At 67.8% G+C, this 25671-nt stretch carries 26 protein-coding genes; 7 read left to right on the top strand and 19 right to left on the bottom strand.

All coding sequences use genetic code 11. From position 1 onward, the window contains the following. Positions 1-65: 65 nt before the first annotated feature. From LQZ87_RS04805 to LQZ87_RS04795, 3 genes are all read left to right on the top strand, one after another. Positions 66-656 carry a hypothetical protein gene (locus LQZ87_RS04805; protein WP_230102310.1) on the top strand — a complete coding sequence of 197 codons (591 nt, stop codon included), beginning with the start codon at positions 66-68 and terminating at the stop codon, positions 654-656. Between the two features lie 113 nt (positions 657-769). Further along, positions 770-1438 carry a YcnI family protein gene (locus LQZ87_RS04800; RefSeq protein ID WP_230102309.1) on the top strand — a complete coding sequence of 223 codons (669 nt, stop codon included), beginning with the start codon at positions 770-772 and terminating at the stop codon, positions 1436-1438. Between the two features lie 72 nt (positions 1439-1510). Beyond that, entirely contained in the window at positions 1511-3124 is a 1614-nt protein-coding gene (locus tag LQZ87_RS04795) for a UDP-N-acetylmuramoyl-L-alanyl-D-glutamate--2,6-diaminopimelate ligase (RefSeq protein WP_230102308.1), read from the top strand. A 30-nt stretch (positions 3125-3154) separates the two neighbouring features. Here LQZ87_RS04795 and dxr read toward each other — a convergent pair whose 3' ends face one another. Then, positions 3155-4237: a 1-deoxy-D-xylulose-5-phosphate reductoisomerase gene (gene dxr / locus LQZ87_RS04790; RefSeq protein ID WP_230102307.1), complete on the bottom strand. Its 1083-nt coding sequence runs from the start codon at positions 4235-4237 to the stop codon at positions 3155-3157. 28 nt (positions 4238-4265) lie between these two features. Then, positions 4266-5219, bottom strand: coding sequence for an FKBP-type peptidyl-prolyl cis-trans isomerase (locus LQZ87_RS04785; RefSeq protein WP_230102306.1), 954 nt, complete (start codon positions 5217-5219; stop codon positions 4266-4268). 123 nt (positions 5220-5342) lie between these two features. Between LQZ87_RS04785 and LQZ87_RS04780 the strand changes: the two genes are divergently transcribed. Next, positions 5343-6146 (top strand): lysophospholipid acyltransferase family protein, encoded by an 804-nt coding sequence (locus LQZ87_RS04780; RefSeq protein ID WP_230102305.1) that lies wholly within the window; start codon positions 5343-5345, stop codon positions 6144-6146. A 4-nt stretch (positions 6147-6150) separates the two neighbouring features. On the opposite strand, the gene LQZ87_RS04775 is transcribed toward LQZ87_RS04780, so the two are convergent. After that, a complete protein-coding gene (locus tag LQZ87_RS04775) occupies positions 6151-6624 on the bottom strand; it encodes an OsmC family protein (RefSeq protein ID WP_230102304.1) in 474 nt (157 codons plus the stop codon). Positions 6625-6683: 59 nt separating this feature from the next. Here LQZ87_RS04775 and LQZ87_RS04770 point away from each other — a divergent pair, with 59 nt between their 5' ends. Together LQZ87_RS04770 and ald are read left to right on the top strand one after the other, a co-directional pair. Beyond that, on the top strand, positions 6684-7679 hold the full coding sequence (locus LQZ87_RS04770; RefSeq protein WP_230102303.1) for an asparaginase: 996 nt from the start codon (positions 6684-6686) through the stop codon (positions 7677-7679). Between the two features lie 58 nt (positions 7680-7737). After that, positions 7738-8850 carry an alanine dehydrogenase gene (gene ald / locus LQZ87_RS04765; protein WP_230102302.1) on the top strand — a complete coding sequence of 371 codons (1113 nt, stop codon included), beginning with the start codon at positions 7738-7740 and terminating at the stop codon, positions 8848-8850. On the opposite strand, the gene LQZ87_RS04760 is transcribed toward ald, so the two are convergent. The 16 genes from LQZ87_RS04760 to prmC all read right to left on the bottom strand — a co-directional run bounded on the left by LQZ87_RS04760 (position 8839) and on the right by prmC (position 24617). Further along, positions 8839-11631 (bottom strand): FtsK/SpoIIIE domain-containing protein, encoded by a 2793-nt coding sequence (locus LQZ87_RS04760; protein WP_230102301.1) that lies wholly within the window; start codon positions 11629-11631, stop codon positions 8839-8841. The genes ald and LQZ87_RS04760 overlap by 12 nt on opposite strands. A gap of 56 nt (positions 11632-11687) precedes the next feature. Then, positions 11688-12560 (bottom strand): protein phosphatase 2C domain-containing protein, encoded by an 873-nt coding sequence (locus LQZ87_RS04755; RefSeq protein WP_230102300.1) that lies wholly within the window; start codon positions 12558-12560, stop codon positions 11688-11690. Positions 12561-12671: 111 nt separating this feature from the next. Further along, positions 12672-13502 carry a DUF5684 domain-containing protein gene (locus LQZ87_RS04750; protein WP_230102299.1) on the bottom strand — a complete coding sequence of 277 codons (831 nt, stop codon included), beginning with the start codon at positions 13500-13502 and terminating at the stop codon, positions 12672-12674. A gap of 90 nt (positions 13503-13592) precedes the next feature. Further along, the gene (yaaA, locus tag LQZ87_RS04745; RefSeq protein ID WP_230102298.1) at positions 13593-14339 is read right to left on the bottom strand and encodes a peroxide stress protein YaaA; all 747 of its coding nucleotides are present in this window, start codon (positions 14337-14339) and stop codon (positions 13593-13595) included. 76 nt (positions 14340-14415) lie between these two features. Then, complete coding sequence (locus tag LQZ87_RS04740) at positions 14416-14676, bottom strand: F0F1 ATP synthase subunit epsilon (protein ID WP_194422197.1); 261 nt, start codon at positions 14674-14676, stop codon at positions 14416-14418. A 2-nt stretch (positions 14677-14678) separates the two neighbouring features. Beyond that, the gene (gene atpD / locus LQZ87_RS04735; RefSeq protein ID WP_230102297.1) at positions 14679-16130 is read right to left on the bottom strand and encodes a F0F1 ATP synthase subunit beta; all 1452 of its coding nucleotides are present in this window, start codon (positions 16128-16130) and stop codon (positions 14679-14681) included. Positions 16131-16153: 23 nt separating this feature from the next. Next, on the bottom strand, positions 16154-17056 hold the full coding sequence (locus LQZ87_RS04730; RefSeq protein ID WP_230102296.1) for a F0F1 ATP synthase subunit gamma: 903 nt from the start codon (positions 17054-17056) through the stop codon (positions 16154-16156). A 17-nt stretch (positions 17057-17073) separates the two neighbouring features. Next, a complete protein-coding gene (gene atpA, locus LQZ87_RS04725; RefSeq protein ID WP_230102295.1) occupies positions 17074-18714 on the bottom strand; it encodes a F0F1 ATP synthase subunit alpha in 1641 nt (546 codons plus the stop codon). Positions 18715-18761: 47 nt separating this feature from the next. Next, a complete protein-coding gene (locus LQZ87_RS04720; protein WP_230102294.1) occupies positions 18762-19550 on the bottom strand; it encodes a F0F1 ATP synthase subunit delta in 789 nt (262 codons plus the stop codon). Continuing rightward, positions 19550-20101 (bottom strand): F0F1 ATP synthase subunit B, encoded by a 552-nt coding sequence (locus LQZ87_RS04715; protein WP_230102293.1) that lies wholly within the window; start codon positions 20099-20101, stop codon positions 19550-19552. Before LQZ87_RS04715 ends, LQZ87_RS04720 begins: the two co-directional genes overlap by 1 nt. A gap of 28 nt (positions 20102-20129) precedes the next feature. Further along, entirely contained in the window at positions 20130-20378 is a 249-nt protein-coding gene (gene atpE, locus LQZ87_RS04710) for a F0F1 ATP synthase subunit C (protein WP_147037730.1), read from the bottom strand. A gap of 49 nt (positions 20379-20427) precedes the next feature. Next, positions 20428-21231: a F0F1 ATP synthase subunit A gene (gene atpB / locus LQZ87_RS04705; RefSeq protein ID WP_230102292.1), complete on the bottom strand. Its 804-nt coding sequence runs from the start codon at positions 21229-21231 to the stop codon at positions 20428-20430. A gap of 134 nt (positions 21232-21365) precedes the next feature. Then, a complete protein-coding gene (locus LQZ87_RS04700; protein WP_230102291.1) occupies positions 21366-21851 on the bottom strand; it encodes a hypothetical protein in 486 nt (161 codons plus the stop codon). Continuing rightward, on the bottom strand, positions 21848-23011 hold the full coding sequence (locus LQZ87_RS04695) for an MraY family glycosyltransferase (protein WP_230102290.1): 1164 nt from the start codon (positions 23009-23011) through the stop codon (positions 21848-21850). The genes LQZ87_RS04700 and LQZ87_RS04695 overlap by 4 nt, the downstream gene beginning before the upstream one ends. Further along, positions 23008-23709 (bottom strand): L-threonylcarbamoyladenylate synthase, encoded by a 702-nt coding sequence (locus LQZ87_RS04690; protein WP_230102289.1) that lies wholly within the window; start codon positions 23707-23709, stop codon positions 23008-23010. Before LQZ87_RS04690 ends, LQZ87_RS04695 begins: the two co-directional genes overlap by 4 nt. Positions 23710-23756: 47 nt before the next feature. After that, a complete protein-coding gene (prmC, locus tag LQZ87_RS04685; protein WP_230102288.1) occupies positions 23757-24617 on the bottom strand; it encodes a peptide chain release factor N(5)-glutamine methyltransferase in 861 nt (286 codons plus the stop codon). Between the two features lie 107 nt (positions 24618-24724). Between prmC and cysK the strand changes: the two genes are divergently transcribed. Further along, positions 24725-25663 carry a cysteine synthase A gene (cysK, locus tag LQZ87_RS04680; RefSeq protein ID WP_230102287.1) on the top strand — a complete coding sequence of 313 codons (939 nt, stop codon included), beginning with the start codon at positions 24725-24727 and terminating at the stop codon, positions 25661-25663. Positions 25664-25671 lie beyond the last annotated feature (8 nt).

Below are 25671 nucleotides of genomic sequence, written 5' to 3'. Positions count from 1 at the left end.
ACTACTGCCAGCGAACTAGGAATCCGCCGCACGAGCAACCGGGGTGCCCGCAGTAGGCTGAGGGGGTGACCTCCCGGCAGCTGCGACTCCTGCGTGGAGCAGCCGCCGCCTCTGTCGCGACGATCATCGCCGCCGTATCGCACACGGTCGGCGGCGGCGCGGCACCGCACCCGTTGCTGATCGCCGCGCTGAGCGTGTTCCTCACCCCGATCGCCGCCCTGCTGATCGGCCGGCGCGCCAGCATCGTGCGTCTCAGCGCCGTCGTGCTGCTGTCGCAGAGCGTCTTCCACGTTCTGTTCGTCGCGTTGAACGCGACCGTCACCCCGGCCGTCGCGAATGCGGGTCACCAGCACACGCTGAGTCTCGTATTCGTGGAGACGCTCGGTTCGGCTGAAGAAGCCGCCGCCCCCGACACCGCGATGCTCGGCGCCCACGTCGTCGCCGCCGTCCTGACGACCGCGCTGCTGTGGCGCGGCGAGACCGTGCTGCGCGCGATCCACCGGTGGGTGCGAGCCGTGCTGCGCCGCCGGGCCCTTCAACCGCACGCGGACTGGCCGGTGCCGGCATCGATCGCGGACACGACCCGCGTCTTCGTCTCGACGATCCTCGTCGGCGACGTGCGACGCCGAGGACCCCCAACGCTCTCCTGCGTCTGAGAACCGCTTTCGGCGGCTATCGGCGCACACGTGCCACTCATACACCGCGGATTCCGCGCGCCATCGGCGCGCCCGCACGCAGAGACGACTCTGCACACGTTCAAGGAGAAACCATGCTGAAGACCCGTCGCGGCGCACTGATCGCCGCCCTCGCCGCAGGCCTCGTCCTCGTCCCAGCCGCCGCAGCCCAGGCGCACGTGGGTGTCACCCCCGACACGGTGACACCGGAGGGCTCCGCCGTCCTCACGTTCTCGTTCACGCACGGCTGCGAGAACTCCCCCACCGCCGCCCTGCGCATCACGATGCCCGAGGGGCTCACCTCCGTCTCGCCCACGATCGACGCCATGTGGGACATCGACGTCGAGCGTGCAGACAACGGTCTCGTCTCCGCAGTCACGTACACGGCCACCGAACCCGTCGCCCACGACCTGCGCGGCGCGGTCACGATGGCCGTCCGAGTCGGCGAGGATGCGCCGGAGACGCTCGCCTTCCCCGTCGAACAGCGATGCGAGACCGGTGTGAACGAGTGGGTCGAGATCGCGGATGAGGGTCAGGACCCGCATGACCTCGAGTCGCCGGCTCCTGTCGTCACGGTGACGGATGCCGGCTCGGAGACCGGTCACGGCGACCACGCGCAGACCACGGATGCCGGCGCCGAAGCGACCACCGACACCGCCGACCCCGCACCCGCCGTCGGCATCGTCCTCGGCTCAGCCGGGCTGCTCGCCGGCATCGCCGCCCTAGTGATCGCGGTTCGGGCATCCCGCCGCGCGAAGCGCTGAGCTGACCTCGGGGCGCGCCGGGCAAGGTGCCCAGCGCGCTCCCGAGATCGCGCGTGAGATCATGTGAAGGCTATGTCTACTCAGCCCAGCCTTCCCCCCGTGCTCCGTCCTGAAGCTCCGCCACAGCGGGCCCTGACGGACCTCGCCGCCCGATTCGGCGCCGCCACCCGCGGTGAGATCGACGGCGTCACCCTGACCGGAATCACCCTCGCGACCGCCGACCTGCGAGCAGGTGAGGTCTTCGTCGCCATCCGCGGCGTCAACCAGCACGGTGCGGTGTTCGCCGCCACCGCCGCCGAGAAGGGTGCCGTCGCGATCGTCACCGATGCCGACGGCGCCGACCTCGCGCAGGATGCCGGTCTGCCGATCGTGATCGTCGACGACCCCCGAGGAGTGCTCGGAGCGCTCAGCGCCTGGGTGTACGGCACCGGAGCCGACGACGACCTGCCGCTGCTGTTCGGCACCACGGGGACGAACGGGAAGACGAGCGTCACGCACCTGCTCGAGGGGATCCTCCGTCAGATCGGTGTCGTCGCCGGCTTGTCCTCCACAGCGGAGCGTCACATCGCCGGAGAGGTCATCATCTCGCGGCTCACCACGCCCGAGGCGTCGGAGACGCACGCCCTGCTCGCACTGATGCGGGAGCGCGACGTCGAGGCCGTCGCCGTCGAGGTCAGCGCGCAGGCGCTGTCCCGTCGCCGGGTGGACGGCATCGTCTTCGACGTCGCCGGATTCACGAACCTCTCGCACGACCATCTCGACGACTACGCCGACATGATCGAGTACTTCGAGGCGAAGCTGCCGCTGTTCCGGCCCGACCGCTCTCGGCGGGCCGTGATCTCGCTCGACTCCGTATTCGGCACCGACGTCGTCGCAGCATCCGAGGTGCCCGTCGTCACGGTCGGCACCCCGGCCATCGCCGCGAACCCCGACGAGGCCGCACAGGCCGACTGGGTCGTCACGATCGACGAGGAGCGCCAGCGCGGTACGCGGTTCACGATGACCGGCCCCGAAGGACGCACCCTCACGACCGTCGTTCCCGTGATCGGCCCGCACATGGCCGCCAACGCGGCCCTCGCGATCATCATGCTGCTCGAGGGCGGATACGCCTGGGAGCGCATCACCGGGGCACTCACCCGCGATGGACGCATCGATGCGTATCTGCCAGGACGCACAGAACTCGTCTCCGGCGAACGGGGGCCGGCCGTCTACGTCGACTTCGGACACACACCTGATGCCTTCGTGAAGACGCTCGCCGCGGTCCGTCGCGTCACCCCCGGGAAGGTGCTGATGCTGTTCGGCGCCGACGGCGACCGCGACGCCACCAAGCGGCGCGACATGGGACGCACGGCCGTCGAGGGCAGCGACATCCTCGTCATCACCGATCACCACCCGCGCTTCGAGGATCCGACATCCATCCGCGCGACGCTGCTCGATGGTGCGCGCACGGCGCAGCCGGATGCCGAGATCCACGAGTTCTCGCCGCCGGAAGAGGCCATCGTCGCCGCCGTCGGCATGGTCACGGACGGCGATGCGATCCTGTGGGCCGGCCCCGGCCACCAGGACTACCGCGACATCCGCGGCGTTCGGACTCCGTACTCGGCGCGTGAGCTCGCCCGGCGAGCCGTGCGTGAGGCCGGATGGCCCGTGCCGGAGCCGCACTGGCCGGTGCCCTACCCGGACTGAGACTCGGCGTCAGACGACGAGCCGAAACGGCTATGCCGAGGCGATCAGGCGGTCGGCGATCGTGCGAGCCCATGCCTCGGCGTCCGCCAGCGACTCGACCGTCAGGGCATCCGGCGCTTCGTGCGCGTCGACGACCCGAGCGATCGTGTCGACGATGCCGAGGAATGACAGCCGTCCCTCGTGGAAGGCGTCCACGGCCTGCTCGTTCGCCGCGTTGAACACGGCGGGGAACGTCCGACCGGCACGGCCGACGCTCTTCGCGAGCACGACGGACGGGAACGCCTCATCGTCGAGCGGCTCGAAGTCCCAGCTGGTCGCCTGAGTCCAGTCCAGGGGGCGTCCGACGCCGCCGATGCGGTGCGGCCAGTCCAGCGCGAGCGAGATGGGCAGCCGCATGTCCGGAGGCGAGGCCTGCGCGATCGTCGACCCGTCGATGAACTCCACCATCGAGTGCACGATCGATTGGGGATGGACGACCACCTGGATGTCGTCGTAGTCGACGTCGAACAGCAGGTGCGCCTCGATGACCTCGAGGCCCTTGTTCACGAGCGTGGCGGAGTTGGTGGTGACGACGCGTCCCATGTCCCAGGTCGGGTGCGCCAGCGCTTCCGCCGGAGTGACGCCGGTCATCTGCTCGCGCGTGCGCCCGCGGAACGGCCCGCCGGATGCCGTGACGACCAGCCGCCGGATCTCCGCGTGCGTCCCCGACCGGAGAGCCTGCGCGAGCGCGGAGTGCTCGGAGTCGACGGGGACGATCTGCCCTTCGGCAGCAGCGGATTTCACGAGCTCGCCGCCGACGATCAGCGACTCCTTGTTCGCGAGCGCGAGCGTTCGGCCGGCTTTCAAGGCTGCAAGGGTCGAACCCAGGCCTATCGAACCGGTGATGGCGTTGAGGACGACGTCCGCCTCGACGTCGCGAACGAGCTGCTCGGCCTCAGCGGCTCCGAGTGCGGTGTGCTCTATCTGGAACAGATCGGCCTGCTGCCCGAGGACCTCGGCATTGGTGCCCGCCGCAAGACCCACCAGCTCGAACCTGCGCGGATTCGCGCGGATCACATCCAGCGCTTGCGTGCCGATGGAGCCGGTGGACCCGAGGACGATGATGCGACGCATGCCGCCAGCCTATGCCCGGCGCTGCGGCCTACTGGGCAGCCGCGGCGGGGTGCATCGTGGCGAGGATGTCGATCACGAACACCAGGGTCTTGCCGGCCAGCTCGTGGTCGCTGCTGCCTTCTTCGCCGTATCCGAGCGACGGCGGGATGACGACGAGCACCTGAGAGCCGGCCTTCTGGCCCTTCAGCGCCTCGACGAAACCGGGAACGTAGGTGTTGCCGTCGATCGAGATCGGCGCCCCGTTCTTCCACGAGGAGTCGAAGCTCTCGCCGGTCGACCAGTCGACCCCGTAGTACTGCAGAAGCGTGGTGTCGCCGTCTTCGACCGCGATGCCATCGCCCTCCTTGAGCACGGAGACCTGCAGCTCGGACGGAGCATCCCCCTCGGGGATCTCGACGCTCGGTTGACCGTCCTCGGCCAGAGTCACAGCCGGCATCCCCGCGGTCGGCTCCTTGTCCTTGCCCCAAGCCGCGGTCGGCACGACGTCGAGGACGTCGAGGACGTAGTACTGCGCGGCTGCGTCCTCCGTGGTCGGGAACACGATGGACAGACGGGAGCCGACGGTCGCGCAGCCGATCAGCTGGCCCATCGGTACATCAGCGGTGAGCTGAACGGGGAGCAGCTCTCCCTCCGTGTAGCCGGCATCACCCAGTCGATCGCCGGAGTCGCCGTCGAAGGCGCTGAGCGCGTACTGCACGTAATCGCCGTCGGCGATCTTCTCGCCGTCCCCCTCGGACAGCACCGAGCGCTGCGCCTCGTCGACCTTCTGCTCGAGATCGAACGTCGCCGTGGATGCCGTGCCGAAGTCGCCGTCGACCTTGACGCTCTCGGCGGCAGCGCCGGATTCGACCGTCGCGGAGCACAGGTCGCCCGATGCGGACTCTGCGTCATCACCCGTGGTCCCGTCAGTGCCGGTGCAGCCGGCGAGCAGCAGAACGGCAGCGGCCATGGTGGACAGGGCGACGAGCGGGCGAGTGCGCACAGTGATACCTCGGATCGAGAAAGGGAACCATCCCATCTTGCCGCACGCGCCTTTGCCCCCGCTGTATGGGCATGCCGCGTCCGCATTCCGCAGATGGAATGGACCGCGGAGTAGCCTGATCCGATGAGCTCTGCGCAGTCCGACCTTCCCGAACCGAACGCCGAGACACCCGCAGACGCGACGCCGGAGGAGACCGCTGCTCCCCGGCGTGCCGGATTCACCTACGCGCTCGGTCGTGCGGTGATCAGACCCCTTGCGCGCCTCATCTACCGGCCACGTGTCGAAGGGCGCGACAAGGTCCCGGTCGACGGGCCCGTCATCTTCGCGAGCAACCATCTCTCCTTCATCGACTCGATCGCCATCCCCGTCGCCGCTCCTCGGCCGGTGCACTTCCTCGCGAAGTCCTCCTACTTCGAGGGCCATGGGTTCACCGGGGCGGTCAAGCGCAACTTCTTCCAGTCGATCGGCGCGATCCCGGTGCGCCGCGGCGCTGGTCAGGCTGCTCTCGACGCGCTGGATCAGCAGCGTCGGCTGCTCGACGAGGGTCTCACGGTCGCGTTGTACCCCGAGGGCACCCGGTCTACGGATGGACGCCTCTACAAGGGCCGCACCGGCGTCGCCTTCCTGGCGCTGCAGACGGGCGCTCCCGTCGTCCCGGTCGGGCTCATCGGCACGGACAAGGTGATGCCCAAAGGCGCAACGATTCCCTCCATGAAGGAACGGATCACGGTCCGCTTCGGAGACCCGATCGACGTCTCAGTGCACGGACCGGCCGCAAGCGGCAAGGCGCGACGACTGGCCACGGATGAGATCATGGCCGGCATCCACGCCCTCAGCGAGCAGGAGCTCGCCGGCGTGTACAACGAGCCGCCGGCGCAGACCCCGATCGAGAAGATCAAGCAGGCGCTCCCCCACGAGCGCCGCTGACGGGTCAGCGCGACGTCACGACTGCTTCGTGGCGCACAGGGAAGTTCACCGAGTTCGCGATGAAGCACATGCGGTTCGCCTCGGCGTGAGCGTGCTCTGCCCGTTCGATCATCGACGGATCAGCCACGACGACCTCTGGGCGAAGCAGCACATCCGTGAACGCCGCACCGCTGCGGCCGTCCTCGGTCATGACGCCGGTGGCGCGGTCCTGGTAAGAGACGACCACCACGCCGGCGGTCACGCACGCGTGCAGGTACGACAGCAGATGACACTCGGACAACGCCGCGAGCAGCATGTCCTCGGGGTTCCACCGCGTCGGGTCTCCCCGGAACGGCTTGTCAGCGGATGCCAGCACGTCGGCTTTGCCGTCGACGGAGAGCGTCACATCCCGGGAGTACTCGCGGTAGCCGCTCGTTCCAGTGCCGAGGTTGCCGTTCCAGGTCGCGGTGAGCGCGTAGCGGTGTTCGCCGAGAGTCATGGCGCCAGTCTCGCATGCCGTACACCGCGTGGCGCTGGTGCGGCCGTTAGGCTGGAGCCGTGCTGGAGACTCTCACCGTCGCGGATGCCGTTGAACTCGCCGTCGTCGAACGCAGCGGCTTCGTCGAATCCCGTCACGCGGGTGCAGCGATCGTCATGTCGCCGGACGGCGAGGTGGTCCGCAGGCTCGGCAACCCTGAGTCGCTGTTCCTCCCGCGGTCCAGCCTGAAGCCGCTCCAGGCGATCGCCTGCATCACCGCGGGCGCCGAACTCGCCGGCGAGCAGCTCGCGCTGGCGACGGCGAGCCATGTCGGCACCGAACGTCATGCGAACGTCGTTCGCGAGATCCTCACCGGCGGCGGCTTGACCGAGGACCATCTCGCGTGCCCTCCGGCGTGGCCGAGCGACAGCGCTTCTCGTGACGAGCTCGTGCGCGAACACGGGCAGCCCTCCCGCATCCGCATGAACTGTTCAGGCAAGCATGCGGCGATGCTGCGCGCCTGCGTCGCCACGGGCTGGCGAACCGATGGCTACCTGGATCAGTTGCACCCCATGCAGGCTCACATCCGCGAGGTCGTCGAACGGCTGACCGGTGAGAAGATCGCGCACACGTCGATCGACGGCTGCGGCGCGCCCGTTCACGCGATCACCCTCACCGGTCTCGCACGGGCCATGCACCGCATCGGGACAGCGTCGGAGCGCTCCCCCTTCGCGCTGCACCGCGTCGCCGGAACTCTGGTGCGCGCCGTGAAGGAGAACCCCTGGACGATCGAGGGCCCTGGTAAGCCCGACACGGTCGCGATCGAGAAGCTCGGCGTCTTCGCCAAGGGCGGCGCCGAGGGGGTCATGGTCATGATCGCGCCGAACGGCGCGACGGTCGCGCTGAAGATGCTCGACGGTGCGGCGCGGGCCTCGACGATCGTCGCCGCGACGCTTCTCGCACGCGCAGGAGCACTCAGCGAGGCCGATGTGGCCTCACTGGCCGAAGCACTTCCCCTCGCCGTCCTCGGCGGTGGGAGCGACGTCGGGATGATCCGTCCCGGCGCCGGAATCTGATGCCCTGACCCTGGGCCGTACGATCCCCTCGACGATGAGGGGTGGAGAGGAAATCACGATGAGGATCAGCGTCCCCACCGAGATCAAGAACAACGAGTACCGCGTCGCGCTGACACCGTCGGGCGTGCACGATCTGGTCGCCGCCGGTCACGAGGTCTTCGTGCAGTCCGGCGCCGGAATCGGCTCGTCCATGCCGGATGAGGAGTACTCCGACGCCGGCGCGACACTGCTGGATGACGCGGCGGAGGTGTGGGCCCGCGCGGAGTTGCTGCTCAAGGTCAAAGAGCCGATCGCGAGCGAGTACGAGTACTTCCGCGATGATCTCACCCTCTTCACGTATCTTCACCTCGCCGCCGATCGTCCGCTGACCGAGCGGCTGATCGCCAGCGGGATCACGGCCATCGCCTACGAGACGGTGCAGCTGCCGAACGGCAGCCTGCCGCTGCTGGCGCCGATGAGCGAGGTCGCCGGTCGCCTCGCTCCCCTGGTCGGCGCGAACACGCTGATGCGCTCGAACGGCGGCCTCGGCCTGCTGATGTCCGGCGTGCCGGGCACGCGCCCCGCGACGGTCACCGTGATCGGCGGCGGCGTCGCGGGCGCCAATGCAGCGGTCATCGCCAGCGGCATGGGCGCGGACGTCACGGTCTTCGACACGAACATCCCCCGCCTGCGGATGCTGGACGATCACTTCGGCGGGCGGGTGAAGACCGCGGCATCCAATCCTCTCGACCTCCGGCGTGCCGTGCTGGATTCGGACCTGGTGATCGGTTCCGTGCTCATCCCCGGAGCACGCGCTCCGAAACTCGTCACGAACGAGATGGTCTCCCAGATGCGGCCGGGCAGCGTCCTCGTCGACATCGCCGTCGACCAGGGCGGATGCTTCGAGGACACGCACGCCACGACCCATGCCGACCCGACGTTCGCCGTGCACGACACGGTGTTCTACTGCGTCGCGAACATGCCGGGCGCGGTGCCGAACACCTCGACGTCTGCGCTCACGAACGCGACGCTGCCGTACGTGCGGAAGATCGCCTCGCACGGCTGGCGCAGCGCACTCGGCGCCGACCCCGCTCTCGCTGCCGGCCTGAACGTGACGAGCGGCGCCGTCGTGAACGAGGGTGTCGCCGTCGCGCACGGGTTGGATGCGCGGCCGGTGAGCTCAGTGCTCTGAGTCTCGTCCGGCCCGCACGGCGACGCTCGGGTCGAGCTCGGGGATGATCACGCGCTGAGGTGCCCGACCATCGACGATGCTCCATGCTCTGCCCCTGTGCGTTTCAGCGTACGGGGGCAGTTCACGGCATCCGGCGAGCGATCGCAGCTCCGACGCGCACTCGGCGAGCACGAGCATCTCCCCCTCCGCACGTACACGTTGCCAGAGCGCCCACTGGCGTTGCCAGCTCTCGGCGTCCCCGACGATGATCCGCGTACCGGGGGCGTCGGTCGCAGTGTCTCCGACGGGTGCGACCTCGCTCTCCGAGTGTGCACTGCGCAGGCACTCCACGGTTCGGCGCACACCGGGTGCGACGACACCGACGAGCCGGGCCGACGGCTTCCATCGGTGCCCCGCGTCGCCCCCGGCGGCCTCCGGAGTGCGATCAGCCCACGCGATCTGCACCTCGGTGTCCCCGACGCGCGCACGCCCCGGCAAGCGGCCGCGCACGTAGCCGTCGTTGTCTCCCCCCGCGGCCAGATGCTCCAGCTTCGTGCCCGTGCGCAGGATCATACGAGTCGGCAGCGCGTCCATGACGCGCGCCAACTGCCCTGATACACGCCCCGTCGCCAGCGCGAAAGTCATCCGCCGTGCCGCACCGGAGCGGATGAGCGTCTCCAGCCGCTCCACGAACGCCATGCCGTGTTCGGAGGGCAACCGGCCGATCAGCTGATCCAGGTCGTCGCACAGCACCAGCCGCGGCGACACATGCCCGGCGGACAGGTCGGCCACAGCATCCCACGCCTGCTCGGGGTCCGCCGTCACCCACAGCGCATCGGGGCTCTGCACCGCCAGCACGCGCAGCACACCGGAACGCCCTGATCCGCTCCCGCCGACGATCGCGAGTCCTCTGTCGCGCCCCGCTTGGAGGACCACCGCGCGCTGCCGCTGCCTCTCCGGCTCGTCACCGAGTCCGACGAGCAGTACGCCGTCCTCGGCGCTGCCGGTCGCCTCGGCGTGCCGACGCTCGAGCTGCTCGAGAGGGAGTCGATGCGGGAGGGACGGCAGCCACGGGCTGGCTGGAGGGGCGGCATCCGCCCACCGTGCGCCGACTGCACGCAGATCTGAAACGCCGGTGAGGGCGATGCGCGTGGCGATCGGCCGCTCGTCCTGAGATCGCCGGACGAAGGCGAGTCCGCGCGACTCCGCTCCACCGGAGAGCTCGGCGGCGTCATCCGTGCCGATCACCAGACGACTGTCTGCGGCATCGGCGACCCGCAGGCTCACCCGCAGAGGGCAGTTCGCGGCAAGCGCGTCCCGGATGACTCCGGCAGCGCGCTGCGTGCCCAGGATCAGATGCATGCCGAGCGCACGGCCTCGCGCGGCGATGTCTGTGAAGACGACGGCGAGATCGGGATGCTCCTGCAGCAGTGCAGCGAACTCGTCGACGACGATGACGAGCCTGCCCATGCGCCCGGCCGTCTCGGTGATGCTGCGTGCCCCGAGCTCGGCGAGGAGAGTCTCTCGTCGGCGCAGCTCGGCGGTGAGACTCTGCACTCCGCGCCGAGCACCGTCGTCATCGAGATCCGTGATGACGGCGGTGACATGCGGCAATTCCCGCAGCGGGTCGAAAGCCGTGCCGCCCTTGAAGTCGGCGAGCACGAACGCAACCTGCTCGGGACTGTGCGCGTGCGCGATCGCCGTGACCCAGGTCACGAGAAGCTCGCTCTTGCCCGAGCCCGTCATTCCCGTGACGATCGCATGCGGCCCGTCCTCGACGAGGTCGACGCCGTGCGATGCGGTCTCGGTCTGCCCGATCACGGCGAAGAGACCGGTCGCGTCCCCGGCCGGGGTCAGGTCGCCGAGGGCCACACGGTCGGGAAGCTGCGCGAGCTCCCCCTCGCGCTCGACGCTCGACGCCGCGATCGCCACGGCCTGCGGCCGCGACAGGCACTCCACTGCGATGTCCTCCAGTCCCTCGGCCGTACGCAGACGCGCCCGCGACGGATCGACGCAGTCGATGACCGTGGTCACGCCCTCCGGCACATCGCCGTCCACGTCACGCAGTCGGATCTGCACTGCAGCATCCGGCACTTCTTCGTCACCGATCACGACGGCGAGCCGCCACGCACCACGCCGCGGTCTGCCGGCGTGCGGAAAACCGGCGAGGCCGAGTGGTTCGAGGCCCCCACCGGACAGTGCCAGTTGCGAGGGAGCATGCTGCAGACACAGCTGCACCACCAGTGCGCGCGCTGCAGAGGTCACAACCGGAAGCGGACCACGCAGGCACACGCCCCGCCCCATCGGCACAGCGATCGGTGCGTCGGAGATCACCGCGGCACGCTCACGGAAGTCCCGCGAATGCTCCGTGTCGTCGCCGTGCACGCGCAGGGCACTCGGGCGATCCCCCGAACCGATGACCACGGGCGTGCCCGCGTCGATCGGTCGCAGGTCGCGCAACGGCGGTTCCCGCAGAGACGACGCGGCATCGGGGAAGCTGCGCCGCATCTCACGCCGTTCTCGACGGTGTCTGCGCTGGAGCTCCTGCTCGACCGTGCTCCAGGCGTGCGTCTCACGCTCGGCGGCCTGCCGGCGCGCTCTGCGGCGACTGCGCATTCCATCCAGCAGCGATGCGCCGATCATCAGCGGTCCGAGTGCGGCGAAGCACAGCGAGAAGATCGAGCCGGTCATGAGCCACAGGACGACACCTGCGGCAATGGGCACCACTGCGGCGAGGAAGGGCACCGGCTGCCGAGGAGGTTCTTCGGCAGCAGCAGGAAGCGACAGGGATTGGAGGTCCATCCCCCCATCTGAGGGGATCCGCGATCAGTGGATGCTGTTGTGCACAGCCGTTCGGGCTATTCGGCCGATTCGCCGGATGTGGAGGGCGAGTCCGCTGCTGCAGCGGGCGCGTCGATCGTGTCGATCTTGGCGGTGACGGCATCCGCCTCATCGTCCTGTCCTGTGCGCTCGATCTTCACGACGATCAACGTGACGTTGTCGCGCCCGCCGTTCTCGAGGGCGGCTGCGAGCATCGCGTCGACGGCTGCTGCCGGGTCGGCGTTCTCGCGAAGGAAGTGCTGGATGCCGTAGTCCGTGAGCTCCTTCGTGAGCCCATCGGAGCAGATGACGAACCGGTCGCCGTCCAGTGCCTCGATGCCGAGGTAGTCCGGTGGCGTCAGCTCACTCGCGCCCACCGCGCGCGTGATCACGTTGCTGTAGGGGTGGCTCTCCGCTTCCTCCGGGCTGAGGCGCCCCGAGCTGATCAGCTCCTGCACGACGGAATGATCGGTCGTGACCTGGACCAGCCGCTGCTCGCGCATCAGGTAGACGCGTGAGTCGCCGATGTTCAGCGACACCCAACGGGGCTCACCGTCGGCGATGTCGAAGAAGATGCCGGTGAGCGTCGTCCCCGTTCCCTCGTCTGTGGTCTCGGGGTGCGCGGCGATGTCCTCCACCGCGTGCTCCAGCGCGGCTTCGATCGCGTCCGTGGTCACGCCGCCCGAGTCCACGACATCCTTCAGACGCGTGATCGTGCTCTGGCTGGCGATCTCTCCACCGGCGTGTCCGCCCATGCCGTCGGCGACGACGAAGAGCGGGAACTCGGCGAGGAAGGCGTCCTGGTTGTTGTCGCGGCGGCGCCCGGTGTCGGTCGCTCCCGCCCAGGTGAGGCTGATCTCATCATCATCTGCAACGGCGACGCTGTGCGAATGCGTGGTCGTCTCAGACAAAAGGATCCTCCGGGGTCGATGCGGCGTTGCGAGCCATACGTCTACGTTATCGGAGCCACGCCCTTCACATGACGAAGGACCCTCGATTGCTCGAGGGCCCTTCGTGCGCGATCAGGCGGGCGGCTGGTTGGGGTCCGCCGGCGGAGCAGGTGGAGCGGGCGGAGCTGCCGGAGGCGGCGCGGTCGGCGGAGTGGTCGGAGCCGCCGGAGGAGCAGCCGGGGCCGCGGGAGGCGGCGTGGGCGCTCCCGGTGCCGCCGGAGGCGTCTGTGGAGCTGCCGGGGGCTGGTAGCCGGGCTGCTGGTAACCGGGAGCCGGGGGCTGGTAGCCGGGAGCCTGCTGGGGGTAACCACCGGGCTGCTGGTAGCCCTGCGGAGCACCGTAGCCCTGCGGAGCACCGTAGCCGGGTGCCGCGGCTGCGGACGGCTGGACGGGCACGCCGTCCCACACCGTGCGGTCGCCGAAGAAGCCGTTGCCGGCCCACTGCGCCGGGGCGATCTGCGCGTTCCAGCGCGACTTGTCGAAGGCGTTGATGCCGAGCCAGACGAGCGTCGTGATCCCCGCGGTCAAGATGCCGAGCGCGTAGAGGACCACGAACCCGGCGCCCTTGTTGAGCTTGAGTCCGACGCGGTACGCCGCGAGCACCATCAATACGAACGAGGCGAGGCCGAGCAGCTGACCGATGACCGGAAGCCAGCTGAGCAGGATGGATGCTCCAGCCGCGTACAGGATCAGCCACGGGCTCATGTCGCCGAGCTTGAGGAAGATCATGCTGTTGTAGATCGGGATCCAGGCGCGCCACTTGCCCTGCACCCCTGCCTTCTCGAAGATGTTCATCAGGAACAGCGACGAGATCACGTAGATGACCAGCGCGATGATCGGAACGATCAGAAGCAGGAAAGCGAGAAACGCGAGCGCTCCGCCGTCGTCGTAGTAAGAGTTCATGAGCCCCTCCGTAGTGAACGACGCGATCCGCATCGCGTGAAACACACTAGCGTGACCGGTGCATGGCGCAACAGGCACACGCTGCGCTGATCAGGATGCGACGACCAGTTCGACGATGCCGTCCTCCCCCGCATCGCGGATCTCGATCGCGCGACCAGAGGCCCACTTGCGAAGGCCTGCGAGGGAGCGCACCCGCGGCCGATCCTCCGCGAGGGCTCGCACGAGCTCACCCTTCGCCTTCTTGTTGAAGTGGTTGAGCGCCCGTCCTGAGGCGGTCACGACGCGGACGTACGTCGAGGGGACGGATGCCGGCACCGGCCCGAGCGCGACGTACGCTTCGCTCCGCAGATCGAGCACGAATGCCGGTGCTTCCTGCGCGATCGCTGAACTGACGGCCTCGGCCCAGTGCCGTCTCAGGGGCACGAACCCCGGAAGCGACGTCCCGGCAGCCAGGCGATAGGACGGGATCGCGTCCAAAGCGCCGACCGGGCCGAACGGCGCCGCATGCACCCAGGCGTGCGCGCCCAGCCATCGCCGTGACGGAGCGCTCAGCGTCCCGGCATCCAGAGCGTCGTAGAGCACGCCCGTGTAGCGATCGACGGCCGGCATGGTCGCCGAGGCGCGCAGCATCCTGTTTTGCTCGATGTCGCCGACCTGGCGGTCACTCAGCTTCAGGACGCGCTGCGACTCACCGGCATCCGCCGCAAGCGCGACGAGCGCGTCCACGACCGCCTCGCGCTGAGGCGCGAGCGCTGGCAGGCCGAGCTCGCCGAGCGCGAGCGGCGCACCGGAGCCGCCAGGGCGTTTGGTCTCCGACGGCGGGAGAAGTACCTTCATGTGTCCTCGCACAGGCGAGAACGCGCCCGTCCGCCACCGAATGGGTGACGGACGGGCGCGTTCTCTATGAGGTGAATCAGGCGATGAGCGCCGCGTTGCCGGCGACGATCGTGAGCTGGCTGCCCTCCATCGAGAGGAAACCGTCCTGAGCGTTGGCGAGCACCTTCGTGCCGTCCAGCTGCGTGATGCGGACCTCGCCCTCGGCGAGGATCGCGAGGATCGGCTCGTGGCCGGTCATGATGCCGATCTCGCCCTCGACGGTCTTGGCGACGACGAGCGAAGCCTCTCCCGTCCAGACCTCCGCGTCCGCGGAGACGAGGCTGACCTGCAATGCCATGATCAGCCGTTCTCCTTCTGGATCTGCGCCCACTTCTCTTCCACGTCGGAGATACCGCCGACGTTGAAGAACGCCTGCTCTGCGACGTGGTCGAACTCGCCCTTGGCGATCGCGTCGAACGACTCGATGGTCTCCTTGAGCGGAACCGTCGAGCCCTCGACACCGGTGAACTTCTTCGCCATGTAGGTGTTCTGCGAGAGGAACTGCTGGATGCGACGTGCACGCGACACGACGATCTTGTCCTCTTCGGAGAGCTCGTCGACACCGAGGATCGCGATGATCTCCTGCAGTTCCTTGTTCTTCTGAAGGATCTGCTTGACCGTGGTGGCCACGCGGTAGTGGTCCTCGCCCAAGTAGCGGGGGTCCATGATGCGCGACGTCGAGGTCAGCGGGTCGATGGCCGGGTACAGGCCCTTCGACGCGATCTCACGGCTGAGCTCGGTCGTCGCGTCGAGGTGCGCGAAGGTCGTGGCCGGTGCCGGGTCGGTGTAGTCGTCGGCGGGAACGTAGATCGCCTGCAGCGAGGTGATCGAGTGACCGCGGGTCGAGGTGATGCGCTCCTGGAGCACACCCATCTCGTCGGCGAGGTTCGGCTGGTAACCCACGGCGGAGGGCATGCGGCCCAGCAGCGTGGAGACCTCGGAACCGGCCTGCGTGAAGCGGAAGATGTTGTCGATGAACAGCAGCACGTCCTGCTTCTGCACGTCGCGGAAGTACTCCGCCATCGTCAGAGCCGACAGGGCGACGCGAAGACGCGTTCCCGGAGGCTCATCCATCTGGCCGAAGACGAGGGCGGTCTTGTCGAAGACGCCCGCCTCCTCCATCTCGGCGATCAGGTCGTTGCCCTCACGGGTGCGCTCACCGACACCGGCGAACACCGACACACCACCGTGGTCCTGCGCGACGCGCTGGATCATCTCCTGGATGAGGACGGTCTTGCCGACGCCGGCGCCGCCGAACAGGCCGATCTTTCCGCCCAGCACGTACGGAGTGAGAAGGTCGATGGACTTGATGCCGGTCTCGAACATCGTCGTCTTCGACTCGAGCTGGTCGAAGCTCGGAGCCTTGCGGTGAATCGGCCAGCGCTCGGTGATCTCGATCGTCTCACCAGGCTCGGCGTTGAGCACCTCGCCGATGACGTTGAAGACCTTGCCCTTGGTGACGTCGCCGACGGGGACCGAGATGGCCTCGCCGGTGTCGCGCACTTCCTGGCCGCGAACCATGCCGTCAGTCGGCTTCAGCGAGATGGCGCGAACGAGGTCGTCACCGAGGTGCTGTGCGACCTCGAGCGTGATCTCGGTCGACTCGGAGCCGATCGTGATCGTGGTCTTCAGCGCGTTGTAGATGTCAGGGATCGAGTCGTGCGGGAACTCGATGTCGACGACCGGGCCCGTGACGCGTGCGACGCGCCCGACGACCGCGGTCCCAGCCTCAGCTGTGGCGGTGGGGGTCATATCTTCGTCTCTTTCTTGATGGTCTATTTGCTCGACGAGAGGGCGTCGGCGCCGCCGACGATCTCAGCGATCTGCTGCGTGATCTCCGCCTGACGCGCGTTGTTGCGCAGGCGGGTGTAGTCGGTGATGAGCTTGTCGGCGTTGTCGCTTGCGGACTTCATGGCCTTCTGCGTCGCGGCCTGCTTGGCGGCCGACGACTGCAGCAGGGCGTTGAAGACCCGGCTCTGGATGTACACCGGCAGGATCGCGTCGAGCACGGTCTCGGCATCCGGTTCGAACTCGTAGAGCGGGTAGACCGTCCCCGACGGCTCGCTGGATGCCTCGTTCTCGACGATCTCGAGCGGAAGCAGGCGCACTGTCTCGGGAGACTGCGTCATCATGCTGACGAACCGGTTGTAGACGAGGTGGAGTTCGTCGACACCGCCGTCTTCGCCACCGCGGTTGAAGGCCTCGAGCAGCGTGGCCGAGATCTCCTCTGCGGTCTTGAAATGCGGGGTATCCGTGTCGCCCGTCCACTCCGCCGCTGCCTGGATGCCGCGGAACTGGAAGTACCCGACAGCCTTGCGTCCGACGAGGTAGTACACCGGCTCGCTGCCCTGGGAGCGGATCAGCTCGCCGAGCTCCATCGCCTCGCGAAGGATCTGCGAGTTGAACGCACCGGCGAGGCCGCGGTCCGACGAGAAGATCACGACGGCGGAGCGACGGATCGTGTCGGGCTCACGGGTGAGCGGGTGGTCGACGTTGGAATACGTCGCAACGGCGGAGACGGCCTGCGTGACTGCGCGCGCGAAGGGCGACGACGCGCGCACGCGCGCCATCGCCTTCTGAATGCGCGAAGCCGCGATGAGCTCCATCGCCTTCGTGATCTTCTTGGTCGTCTGAGCAGAAGAGATCTTCTGCTTGTAGACCCGGAGTTGAGCGCCCATGGTTCAGTACCCGCGCCTTACGCGCGACGACCCTTGACGATCTTCTCCTGGTTGACGTCGTCCACATCCTGCGCGGCGTGCTCCTCGTTGCCGACGGCGCCGATGGACTGGCCCTTGCCACCCTGGAACTCGAGGATGAACGCATCGACCTGCTTGTCGAGCTCTGCGACGGTGTCGTCGCTGAGCACGTTCGTCTCACGCAGCGTGTCGAGCACGGTGGTGTTGCGACGCAGGTGGTCCAGAAGCTCACGCTCGAAGCGCAGCACGTCCGAGACCTCGATCGTGTCGAGCTTGCCGTTGGTGCCGGCCCAGATCGAGACGACCTGGTCCTCGACCGGGTACGGCGAGTACTGAGGCTGCTTGAGCAGCTCGGTCAGTCGCGCGCCGCGGTCGAGCTGGCGACGGGATGCCGCGTCGAGGTCGCTCGCGAACATCGCGAAGGCCTCGAGCGAGCGGTACTGCGCGAGCTCGAGCTTCAACGTTCCGGAGACCTTCTTGATGCTCTTGACCTGAGCGTCACCACCGACTCGCGAAACCGAGATTCCCACGTCGACCGCCGGGCGCTGGTTGGCGTTGAAGAGGTCGGACTGCAGGAAGATCTGGCCGTCGGTGATCGAGATCACGTTGGTCGGAATGTACGCCGAGACGTCGTTTGCCTTGGTCTCGATGATCGGCAGACCCGTCATGGAACCGGCACCCAGCTCGTCGGACAGCTTCGCGCAGCGCTCCAGCAGACGGGAGTGCAGGTAGAAGACGTCACCGGGGTACGCCTCGCGTCCCGGCGGACGACGCAGCAGCAGTGACACGGCGCGGTACGCCTCGGCCTGCTTCGACAGGTCGTCGAAGATGATCAGGACATGCTTGCCCTCGTACATCCAGTGCTGGCCGATGGCCGAGCCCGTGTAGGGCGCGATGTACTTGAAGCCGGCCGGGTCGGAAGCGGGAGCAGCGACGATGGTGGTGTACTCCATCGCACCGGCGTCCTCGAGCGCGCCCTTGACGGAGGCGATCGTGGAGCCCTTCTGACCGATGGCGACGTAGATGCAGCGAACCTGCTTGTTGACGTCTCCGGACTCCCAGTTGGCCTTCTGGTTGATGATCGTGTCGATCGCGATGGCCGTCTTGCCGGTCTGGCGGTCGCCGATGATCAGCTGACGCTGACCACGACCGACGGGGATCATGGCGTCGATGGCCTTGATGCCGGTCTGCATCGGCTCGTGCACGCTCTTGCGCTGCATGACGCCAGGCGCCTGCAGTTCGAGCTCGCGGCGACCCGTGGTGGCGACCTCGCCGAGGCCGTCGATCGGGTTGCCGAGCGGATCGACCACGCGGCCGAGGTAGCCGTCGCCGATCGCGACCGAGAGGACCTCGCCGGTGCGGCGAACTTCCTGACCGGCCTCGATGCCGGCGAAGTCGCCGAGGACGACCGTGCCGATCTCGTGCTCGTCGAGGTTCAGTGCGAGGCCCTGCGTTCCGTTGGCGAACGTGAGGAGCTCGTTCGCCATGACGCCGGGCAGGCCCTCGATGTGGGCGATGCCGTCCGCAGCGTCCACGACGGTGCCGACCTCGGTAGCTGCCGCGCCGGTGGGCTCGTACGCAGCGGCGAAGTCCTTCAGCGCGTCACGGATGACGTCGGGGCTGATCGAAAGTTCTGCCATTGTCTTCCCTTTGTATCTGGGTGCGCGGTTTCCCGCGCGAAGTCGTATTAGCCCGCGAGCTTCTGTCGAAGTTCGGCGAGCCGCGCGGAGATGCTGCCGTCGATGACGTCGTCGGCGACCTGCACACGCAGTCCGCCCACGACCGTGGGGTCGATCACTTCGTTGATCGAGACAGCGCCTTCATAGCGGGCTGCCAGTGCGTCGCTGAGTCGGGTGCGCTGCGTGGTCGACAGCGGCGTAGCCGTGTGAACCGTGGCCACGATGCGACCGCCCTGTGCCGAGACGATCTTCATCGCCCGGTTCAGCAGCTGGCGCACGCGGCGTCCGCGGGGCTGGCGCACCAGTGACGAGACGATGAGCACGGTCGGTGCTCCCGCCTTGCCGCCGAGCAGCTTCTCGACGAGGGCGCCCTTCGCGGTGTTGTCACCGAGACGGCCGCCGAGCGCGAGCTCGAGTTCCGCGTTCGAGGCGACGACGCCGAGGAAGGAGAACAGCTCCCCCTCGATGTCGGCAGAAGGCTCTGCGATCGCCGTTGCGCGAATGGCGAGCTCCTCGATGCCGTCGACGAGTCCGTCGGCATCCGACCAGCGCTGCCCGACAGCGGTCGTGATGACCTGCCGGGTCGCGTCAGACATACCGGCGAAGACCGACGCGACGAGCGTCTCGCGCAGGCCTGCTGGAGCAGCAGGATCCGCAAGCGCGCCGCTCAGCTGACCGGATTCGCCCACAAGACGCGCAGCGGTGAACAGCTCACCGGCCGTATCGAGGGTGACGCCCTTCGCCTGAGCGAGAGCCGCCGTCGAAGCCGCGAGTGCCTGAGTGGTCGCGCTGCCCATTACTTGGCCGCCTTCTCTGAGGCTTCGAGGTCTGCGAGGAAGCGGTCCACGACCGCGGTGGCGCGAGCGTCATCGGACAGCGTCTCTCCGACCACGCCACCGGCGAGGTCGATCGCGAGCGTGCCTACCTCGGAGCGCAGGGCGACGAGCGTCGACTGACGTTCTGCCTCGAGCTGGGTCTGCGCAGCCGCGGTGACGCGAGCAGCCTCGGTGGTCGCTGACTCCTTGGCCTCGGCGATGATCTTCTTGCCGTCCTCGCGAGCGGACTCGCGGATCTGACCGGCCTCGGTGCGTGCCTCGGCGAGCTGACGGGTGTACTCCTCAAGAGCCGCCTCCGCCTGCTTCTGCGCCTCATCGGCCTTGGCGATGTTGCCCTCGATCGCGGCGGAGCGCTCGTCGAGCATCTTCGCCACGTTCGGAAGTGCGACCTTCCACGCCACGAGCAGGATGATGACGAAGCAGACCGCGGACCAGACGATGTCGTACATCGCCGGAAGAAGCGGATTGTGCTCCGCCTCCTCGGCTGCGAGCGTGACAAGAGCGTTCAGCATCCTGTCTCCTTACGTGTGGTGGGAGGGATCAGTAGCCGAAGAGGAACGCCACGCCGATACCGACGAACGCGAGGGCCTCGGTGAAGGCGATACCGATCCACATGGTGCCCTGGAGCTTGCCGGACAGCTCAGGCTGGCGAGCAATGCCCTCGATCGTCTTGCCGACGACGATACCCACACCGATGGCCGGGCCGATGGCTGCCAGGCCGTAGCCGACGTTGGCGATCGAGCCGGTGATGTCGACGTTGATCTGGGCGAGAACAGAGATGGGATCCACTGGATCTTCCTTTCATTGTTGGGGAGCCGGGGCTCCCCGCTAGCTGTGTTTAGTGTTCTTCCGCGACTGCGAGCTGGATGTAGACCGCGGTGAGGATGGTGAAGACGTACGCCTGGAGGAAGGCCACCAGGATCTCGAAGGCCGTGAAGGCGAAGCCGAAGGCTAGCGTTCCCGCACCCAGCACCGTCCAGAAGCCGCCCATCGAGAAGATGAAGAACTGGGTCGCCGCGAAGAAGAGCACCAGCATGAGGTGGCCGACCATCATGTTCATCAGCAGTCGCAGCGTGAGCGTGACCGGACGGACGATGAACGTCGAGATGAACTCCAGCGGCGCGACGATGATGTACAGCGCCGGCGGAACGCCGGGAGGGAAGAGCGAGTTGCGGATGAAGCCCCACGGGCTCTTGCGCACACCGGCGTAGATGAAGGTGACGTAGGAGATCACCGCGAGCAGGAGCGGAACTGCGATGATGCTCGTTCCTGCGATGTTCAGGAACGGGATGACGCCGGTGATGTTGAAGAAGAGCACCATGAAGAAGATGGTGGTCAGCAGCGGCAGGAACCTGTCGCCGTCCTTCTTCCCGATCATGTCGTGCGCGATGTTGACGCGGACGAGGTCGAAGCCCATCTCGAGCAGAGCCTGTCCACGACCGGGGACCAGCTTCAGCTTGCGGGTGCCGAGCCAGAGGATGAGCACGACGACGAGGGTCGCGAGGAACTGCACCAGGTGGATGCGGTGCACCGCGAGCGGGCCGATGTTGAAGAGGATCTCCGGGAAGAATTCCGCGATCGACGGTGGGTGGAATTCATCCGTTGCGAATCGGACGAGGAGGCTCCCGGCGTGAGTCAACATTGCTCCAGCTTCTGGGCATCGATCAAGATCGACGCGAAGATTTGGTGAGGGATTCGAGCTGAGTCGGGATTTCTCGCACGACGCAGGAAGTCGCTCAGCGAACCCGGATTCAGACTATCAAGATTTTTTCAGGCTCACGAATCCTCGCGCGCTTCCGGATCGCTCGTCGGAAGCGTCACGTCCGACACGTGCGGCACTCGGAGTCGGCTGAATGCGACAGCGTCGATGACGAGACTCACGACGATCCCCGCGACGAGCGAGAGGAAGATGACGGCGGGCACGACCCAGCTCTGGCCGCGGAGGATCACGATGGCGACGATGAAGATGACGAGCTTGAGCAGCCACCCGCCCATGACGATCCCGAAGAAGACGGTCGCGAACATCTCGCGACCGTAGAAGCGGTTGGCGATGAGCACGCTGATCGGCGTGAGCGCCAGGAAGACGACGGCGAGTCCGACACCGGTCAGACCGCTCCAGAGCCCGTCAGAGCCGGCGACGAGATAGCCGATGCCTCCCCCGAGGATGATCAGCGCCGCTGCTGCGATGCCCGTCCAGAGCAGGACGGTCCGCAGCACCGGATTGATGGCCGGGGCGGTGGGCTGGGCGGGTGAATCGCTCATCGGGTCTCCAGGGATGGGGTCGGCTCCGGCGCGCTCGATGCGCGATGGGAGGGCAGAAGGGTCACTGTCAGACAGGCAGCGGCGCCGACGACTCCGAACGCAACGCCCGGCAGGTACTGGCCCGGCCAGTCCTCGCGGGATCCGACGTACATCAGCAGCACGGCGAGTGAGATCACTGCCGTCCAGGCGTAGAAGATCAGGACGGCGTCGCGGTCGCGGTGCCCGAGATCCAGCATGCGGTGATGGAGGTGCTTGCGGTCAGGTGCGAACGGCGAGCGACCGGCGCTCATCCGCCGGAAGACGGCGAGACCGAAGTCCAGCAGCGGGAGGATCACGACGACCAGCGGGAGCAGGATCGGGATGAAAGCACCGAGCAGCTGGGAGCGCCCGAATTCCTCCGGGTCCATCGCGGCCGAGGACATCTGGCCGGTCAGGGAGATCGCCGACGTCGCCATGAGCAGTCCCATGACCAGCGCGCCCGAGTCGCCCATGAACAGCTTCGCGGGGCTCCAGTTCAGCGGCAGGAAGCCGATGCACGCGCCGATCAGGACTGCAGCGATGAACGATGCGAGGTTGAAGTAGCTCGAAGCGCCCGAGTCGCGCGTGAGGATGAACGAGTACGCGAAGAACACGCCGTTCGCGATGAGGCAGACGCCGGCGACCAGGCCGTCGAGTCCGTCGATGAAGTTCACCGCGTTCATGACGACGACGATCGCGATCATCGTCACGGCGATGCTCAACCAGCTGGAGACGATGACCATCTCCCCCAGCGGGAGCGAGAGGATCTGCAGACCGCCGACGACCGTGATGATCCCCGCCGCGAGGAACTGCGCGCCGAGCTTGATCATCCAGTCCAGGTCCCACAGATCGTCGATGACGCCGATGATCGCGATCAGAAGCGCGGCGCCCAGGATCGCCCACATGGTCTGAGGCGGGACCCAGATGATGCTGAAGAAGGGATTGGCCGCTGATACGCCGACGGCGGCGGCGATGCCGAGGAACATCGCCACTCCCCCGAGCCGCGGCGTCGGGGTCGTGTGGACGTCGCGCTCCCTGATGCCGGGGTAGAGCTTGAATCGGAGGCTGAGCTGCCAGACGGCCCAGGACATCACGAACGTGATGGTTGCCGTCAGGATGATCGTGAAGAGGTACTGCTTCACGCCGCGCCGTCCGCCGCGTCCTCCGGCTCGAGCAGATCGCCGAGGATGCTTTCGAGTCGGCGCCGGGTGACGGCGCCTTCTCGCAGCACCCGCACGCGCGGCTCGATCGCGGCATCCGCGCCCCGTCGTACCAGCGACGTCGCGTCGATGATCGTGGAGGCGACGCCGGTCTCGCTGTATCCGCCGTCGAGGTACACCGCGACGCTGTCGCCGAGCATGCCCTGCGCGTCCGCGGCCGAGATCGCTGCGGCCTTGCCGGTGAGGTTGGCGCTCGAGACCGCGAGCGGACCGGTCTCTGCCAGCAGTTCGAGAGCGACCCGCTGGTCGGGCATGCGAACCGCGACGGTGCCGAGCGTGTCTCCGAGGTCCCACGAAAGGGAGGGCTGCGCCGGGAGCACGATCGTCAGTCCGCCCGGCCAGAATTCGTCGACCAGACGCTGGACGGGTTCGGGGATCTCCTCGACGAGGGCTGCGAGTGCCGACTGCCCCGCCACCAGAACAGGCGGAGGCTGATCGCGGCCGCGTCCCTTCGCATCGAGCAGACGCTGCACCGCAGCCGGCGCGAAAGCGTCGGCAGCGACGCCGTAGACGGTGTCCGTGGGCATCACGATGAGCTCACCGCGGGCGATCGCCTGACGCGCGTGACGCATTCCGGCGAGCAGCTGAGCCTCGTCGCCGCAGTCGAAGAGAGAGGACATGACGTCGACAGTCTACGGGTTCGAACCGCAGACTCCCCGGCTCGGCGTCAGGGTTTGAGAGCAGTGGTCGCGCGGTCTCGCTGGGCGAGGTCGCGGTGGGTGGTCGTCGCACGCCAGCCGTCGGCCTCGAGCAGAGTGCGGATCTCCGCTCCCTGCAGCTCGCCGTGCTCGATCACGAGGGTTCCCCCCGAACGCAGCAGCCGGAGCGCCCGTCGGCTGAGGACGCGCACGACGTCGAGTCCGTCCGGTCCCCCGTACAGCGCCATCGCCGGGTCGTGCAGGCGCACCTCCGGGTCCCGCGGGATCGCGTCATCGGGTACGTACGGTGGATTGGAGATGACGACGGATGCCGTGCCGTCGAGTTCGCCGAGCGTGTCGGCGAGGTCCCCGTGGACGAGGGAGAGGTTCTCGGCTCCAGCGGTGTTGCGAGCCGCCCAGACGTGCGCGTCGGGTGAGAGTTCGACGGCGAAGACGCGCGAGTGCGGCACCTCCGTCGCCATCGCCAGCGCGATCGCTCCGCTGCCGGTGCAGAGGTCGACCCCGATGGGAGACGGGTCGGCATCCGCCGCCAGCGCGTCTATCGCGAACTGCGCCACGATCTCGGTCTCCGGCCGAGGCACGAACACTCCGGGGCCGACGGCGAGCTCGATGTGACGGAACGGAGCGGTGCCCGTCAGATGCTGCAGAGGTTCGCGGGCGGCACGCCGGGCGACCAGCTGCTGGAGCGCGGCGTCCTCCGGCTCGCTGAGCAGATCGCCGCGCACCATCCCGGCCTGCACCTCACCGCGACGGAGCCCGCGGATGTGTCCGATCAACAGCTCGGCGTCCACGACCGGGTCCGGTACGCCGGCTGCTGCAAGGCGCTCTGCGGCGGCGCGGACGGCGGCTGCGAGGGTCTGTTCGGGCATCCCTTCAGCGTACGTCCTCGCATCGGGTAGCCCGTCATATTGACCCCGGCGCTGCATCCGCTCGCATAGGCTGAGAGCGCACCCGTTCCGCGAACGAAAGGCCAGCCATGCCCGGCATCCACGACGACATCACGACCGCTTTCGGCAACACCCCCCTGGTGCGCCTGAACCGCGTCACCGAGGGCGTCGGGGCGACCGTGCTCGCGAAACTCGAGTTCTACAACCCCGCGTCGAGCGTGAAGGACCGCATCGGCATCGCGATGATCAACGCCGCGGAGGCATCGGGTGAGCTGAAGCCCGGCGGCACGATCGTCGAATCGACCAGCGGCAACACCGGCATCGCGCTGGCGATGGTGGGGGCTGCCCGCGGCTACAGGGTGATTCTCACGATGCCGGCATCCATGTCGAAGGAGCGTCGAGTGCTGCTGAAGGCGTTCGGCGCGGAGATCGTCCTCACCGATCCGACCAAGGGCATGAGCGGAGCGATCGAGGAGACGAAGAAGATCGTCGCCGACACCCCCGGCGCCATCTGGATCAAGCAGTTCGAGAACGCGGCGAACCCGCAGATCCACCGCGAGACCACGGCGCAGGAGATCCTCCGCGACACCGACGGCGACGTCGACATCTTCATCGCGGGCGTCGGCACCGGCGGCACGGTCACCGGCACCGGTCAGGCGCTGAAGGCGGCCAAGCCCGACGTGAAGGTCATCGCCGTCGAACCGAAGGACTCTCCCGTTCTGACCGAGGGCCACCCCGGTCCGCACAAGATCCAGGGCATCGGCCCGAACTTCGTTCCTGACGTCCTCGATCGCGAGGTGCTCGATGAGGTCATCGCCGTCGAGTTCGACGAGTCGCTGCGCCTCGCGCGCGAGCTCGCGGCGCAGGAGGGCCTGCTGGTCGGCATGTCCTCCGGTGCGGCTCTCTCGGCTGCTCTGCAGGTCGCGGCTCGGCCGGAGAACGCAGGCAAGACCATCGTCGTCGTCATGCCGGACACCGGTGAGCGCTACATCTCGACCGCGCTCTTCGAGGATCTGCGCGAGAGCTGATCCCCCAC

This window comes from Microbacterium sp. Bi121 (assembly GCF_918698005.1).
Lineage (GTDB): Bacteria > Actinomycetota > Actinomycetes > Actinomycetales > Microbacteriaceae > Microbacterium.
The sequence above is the reverse complement of the archived record's forward strand: the minus strand, read 5'-3'. Positions and strand labels throughout refer to the sequence as shown.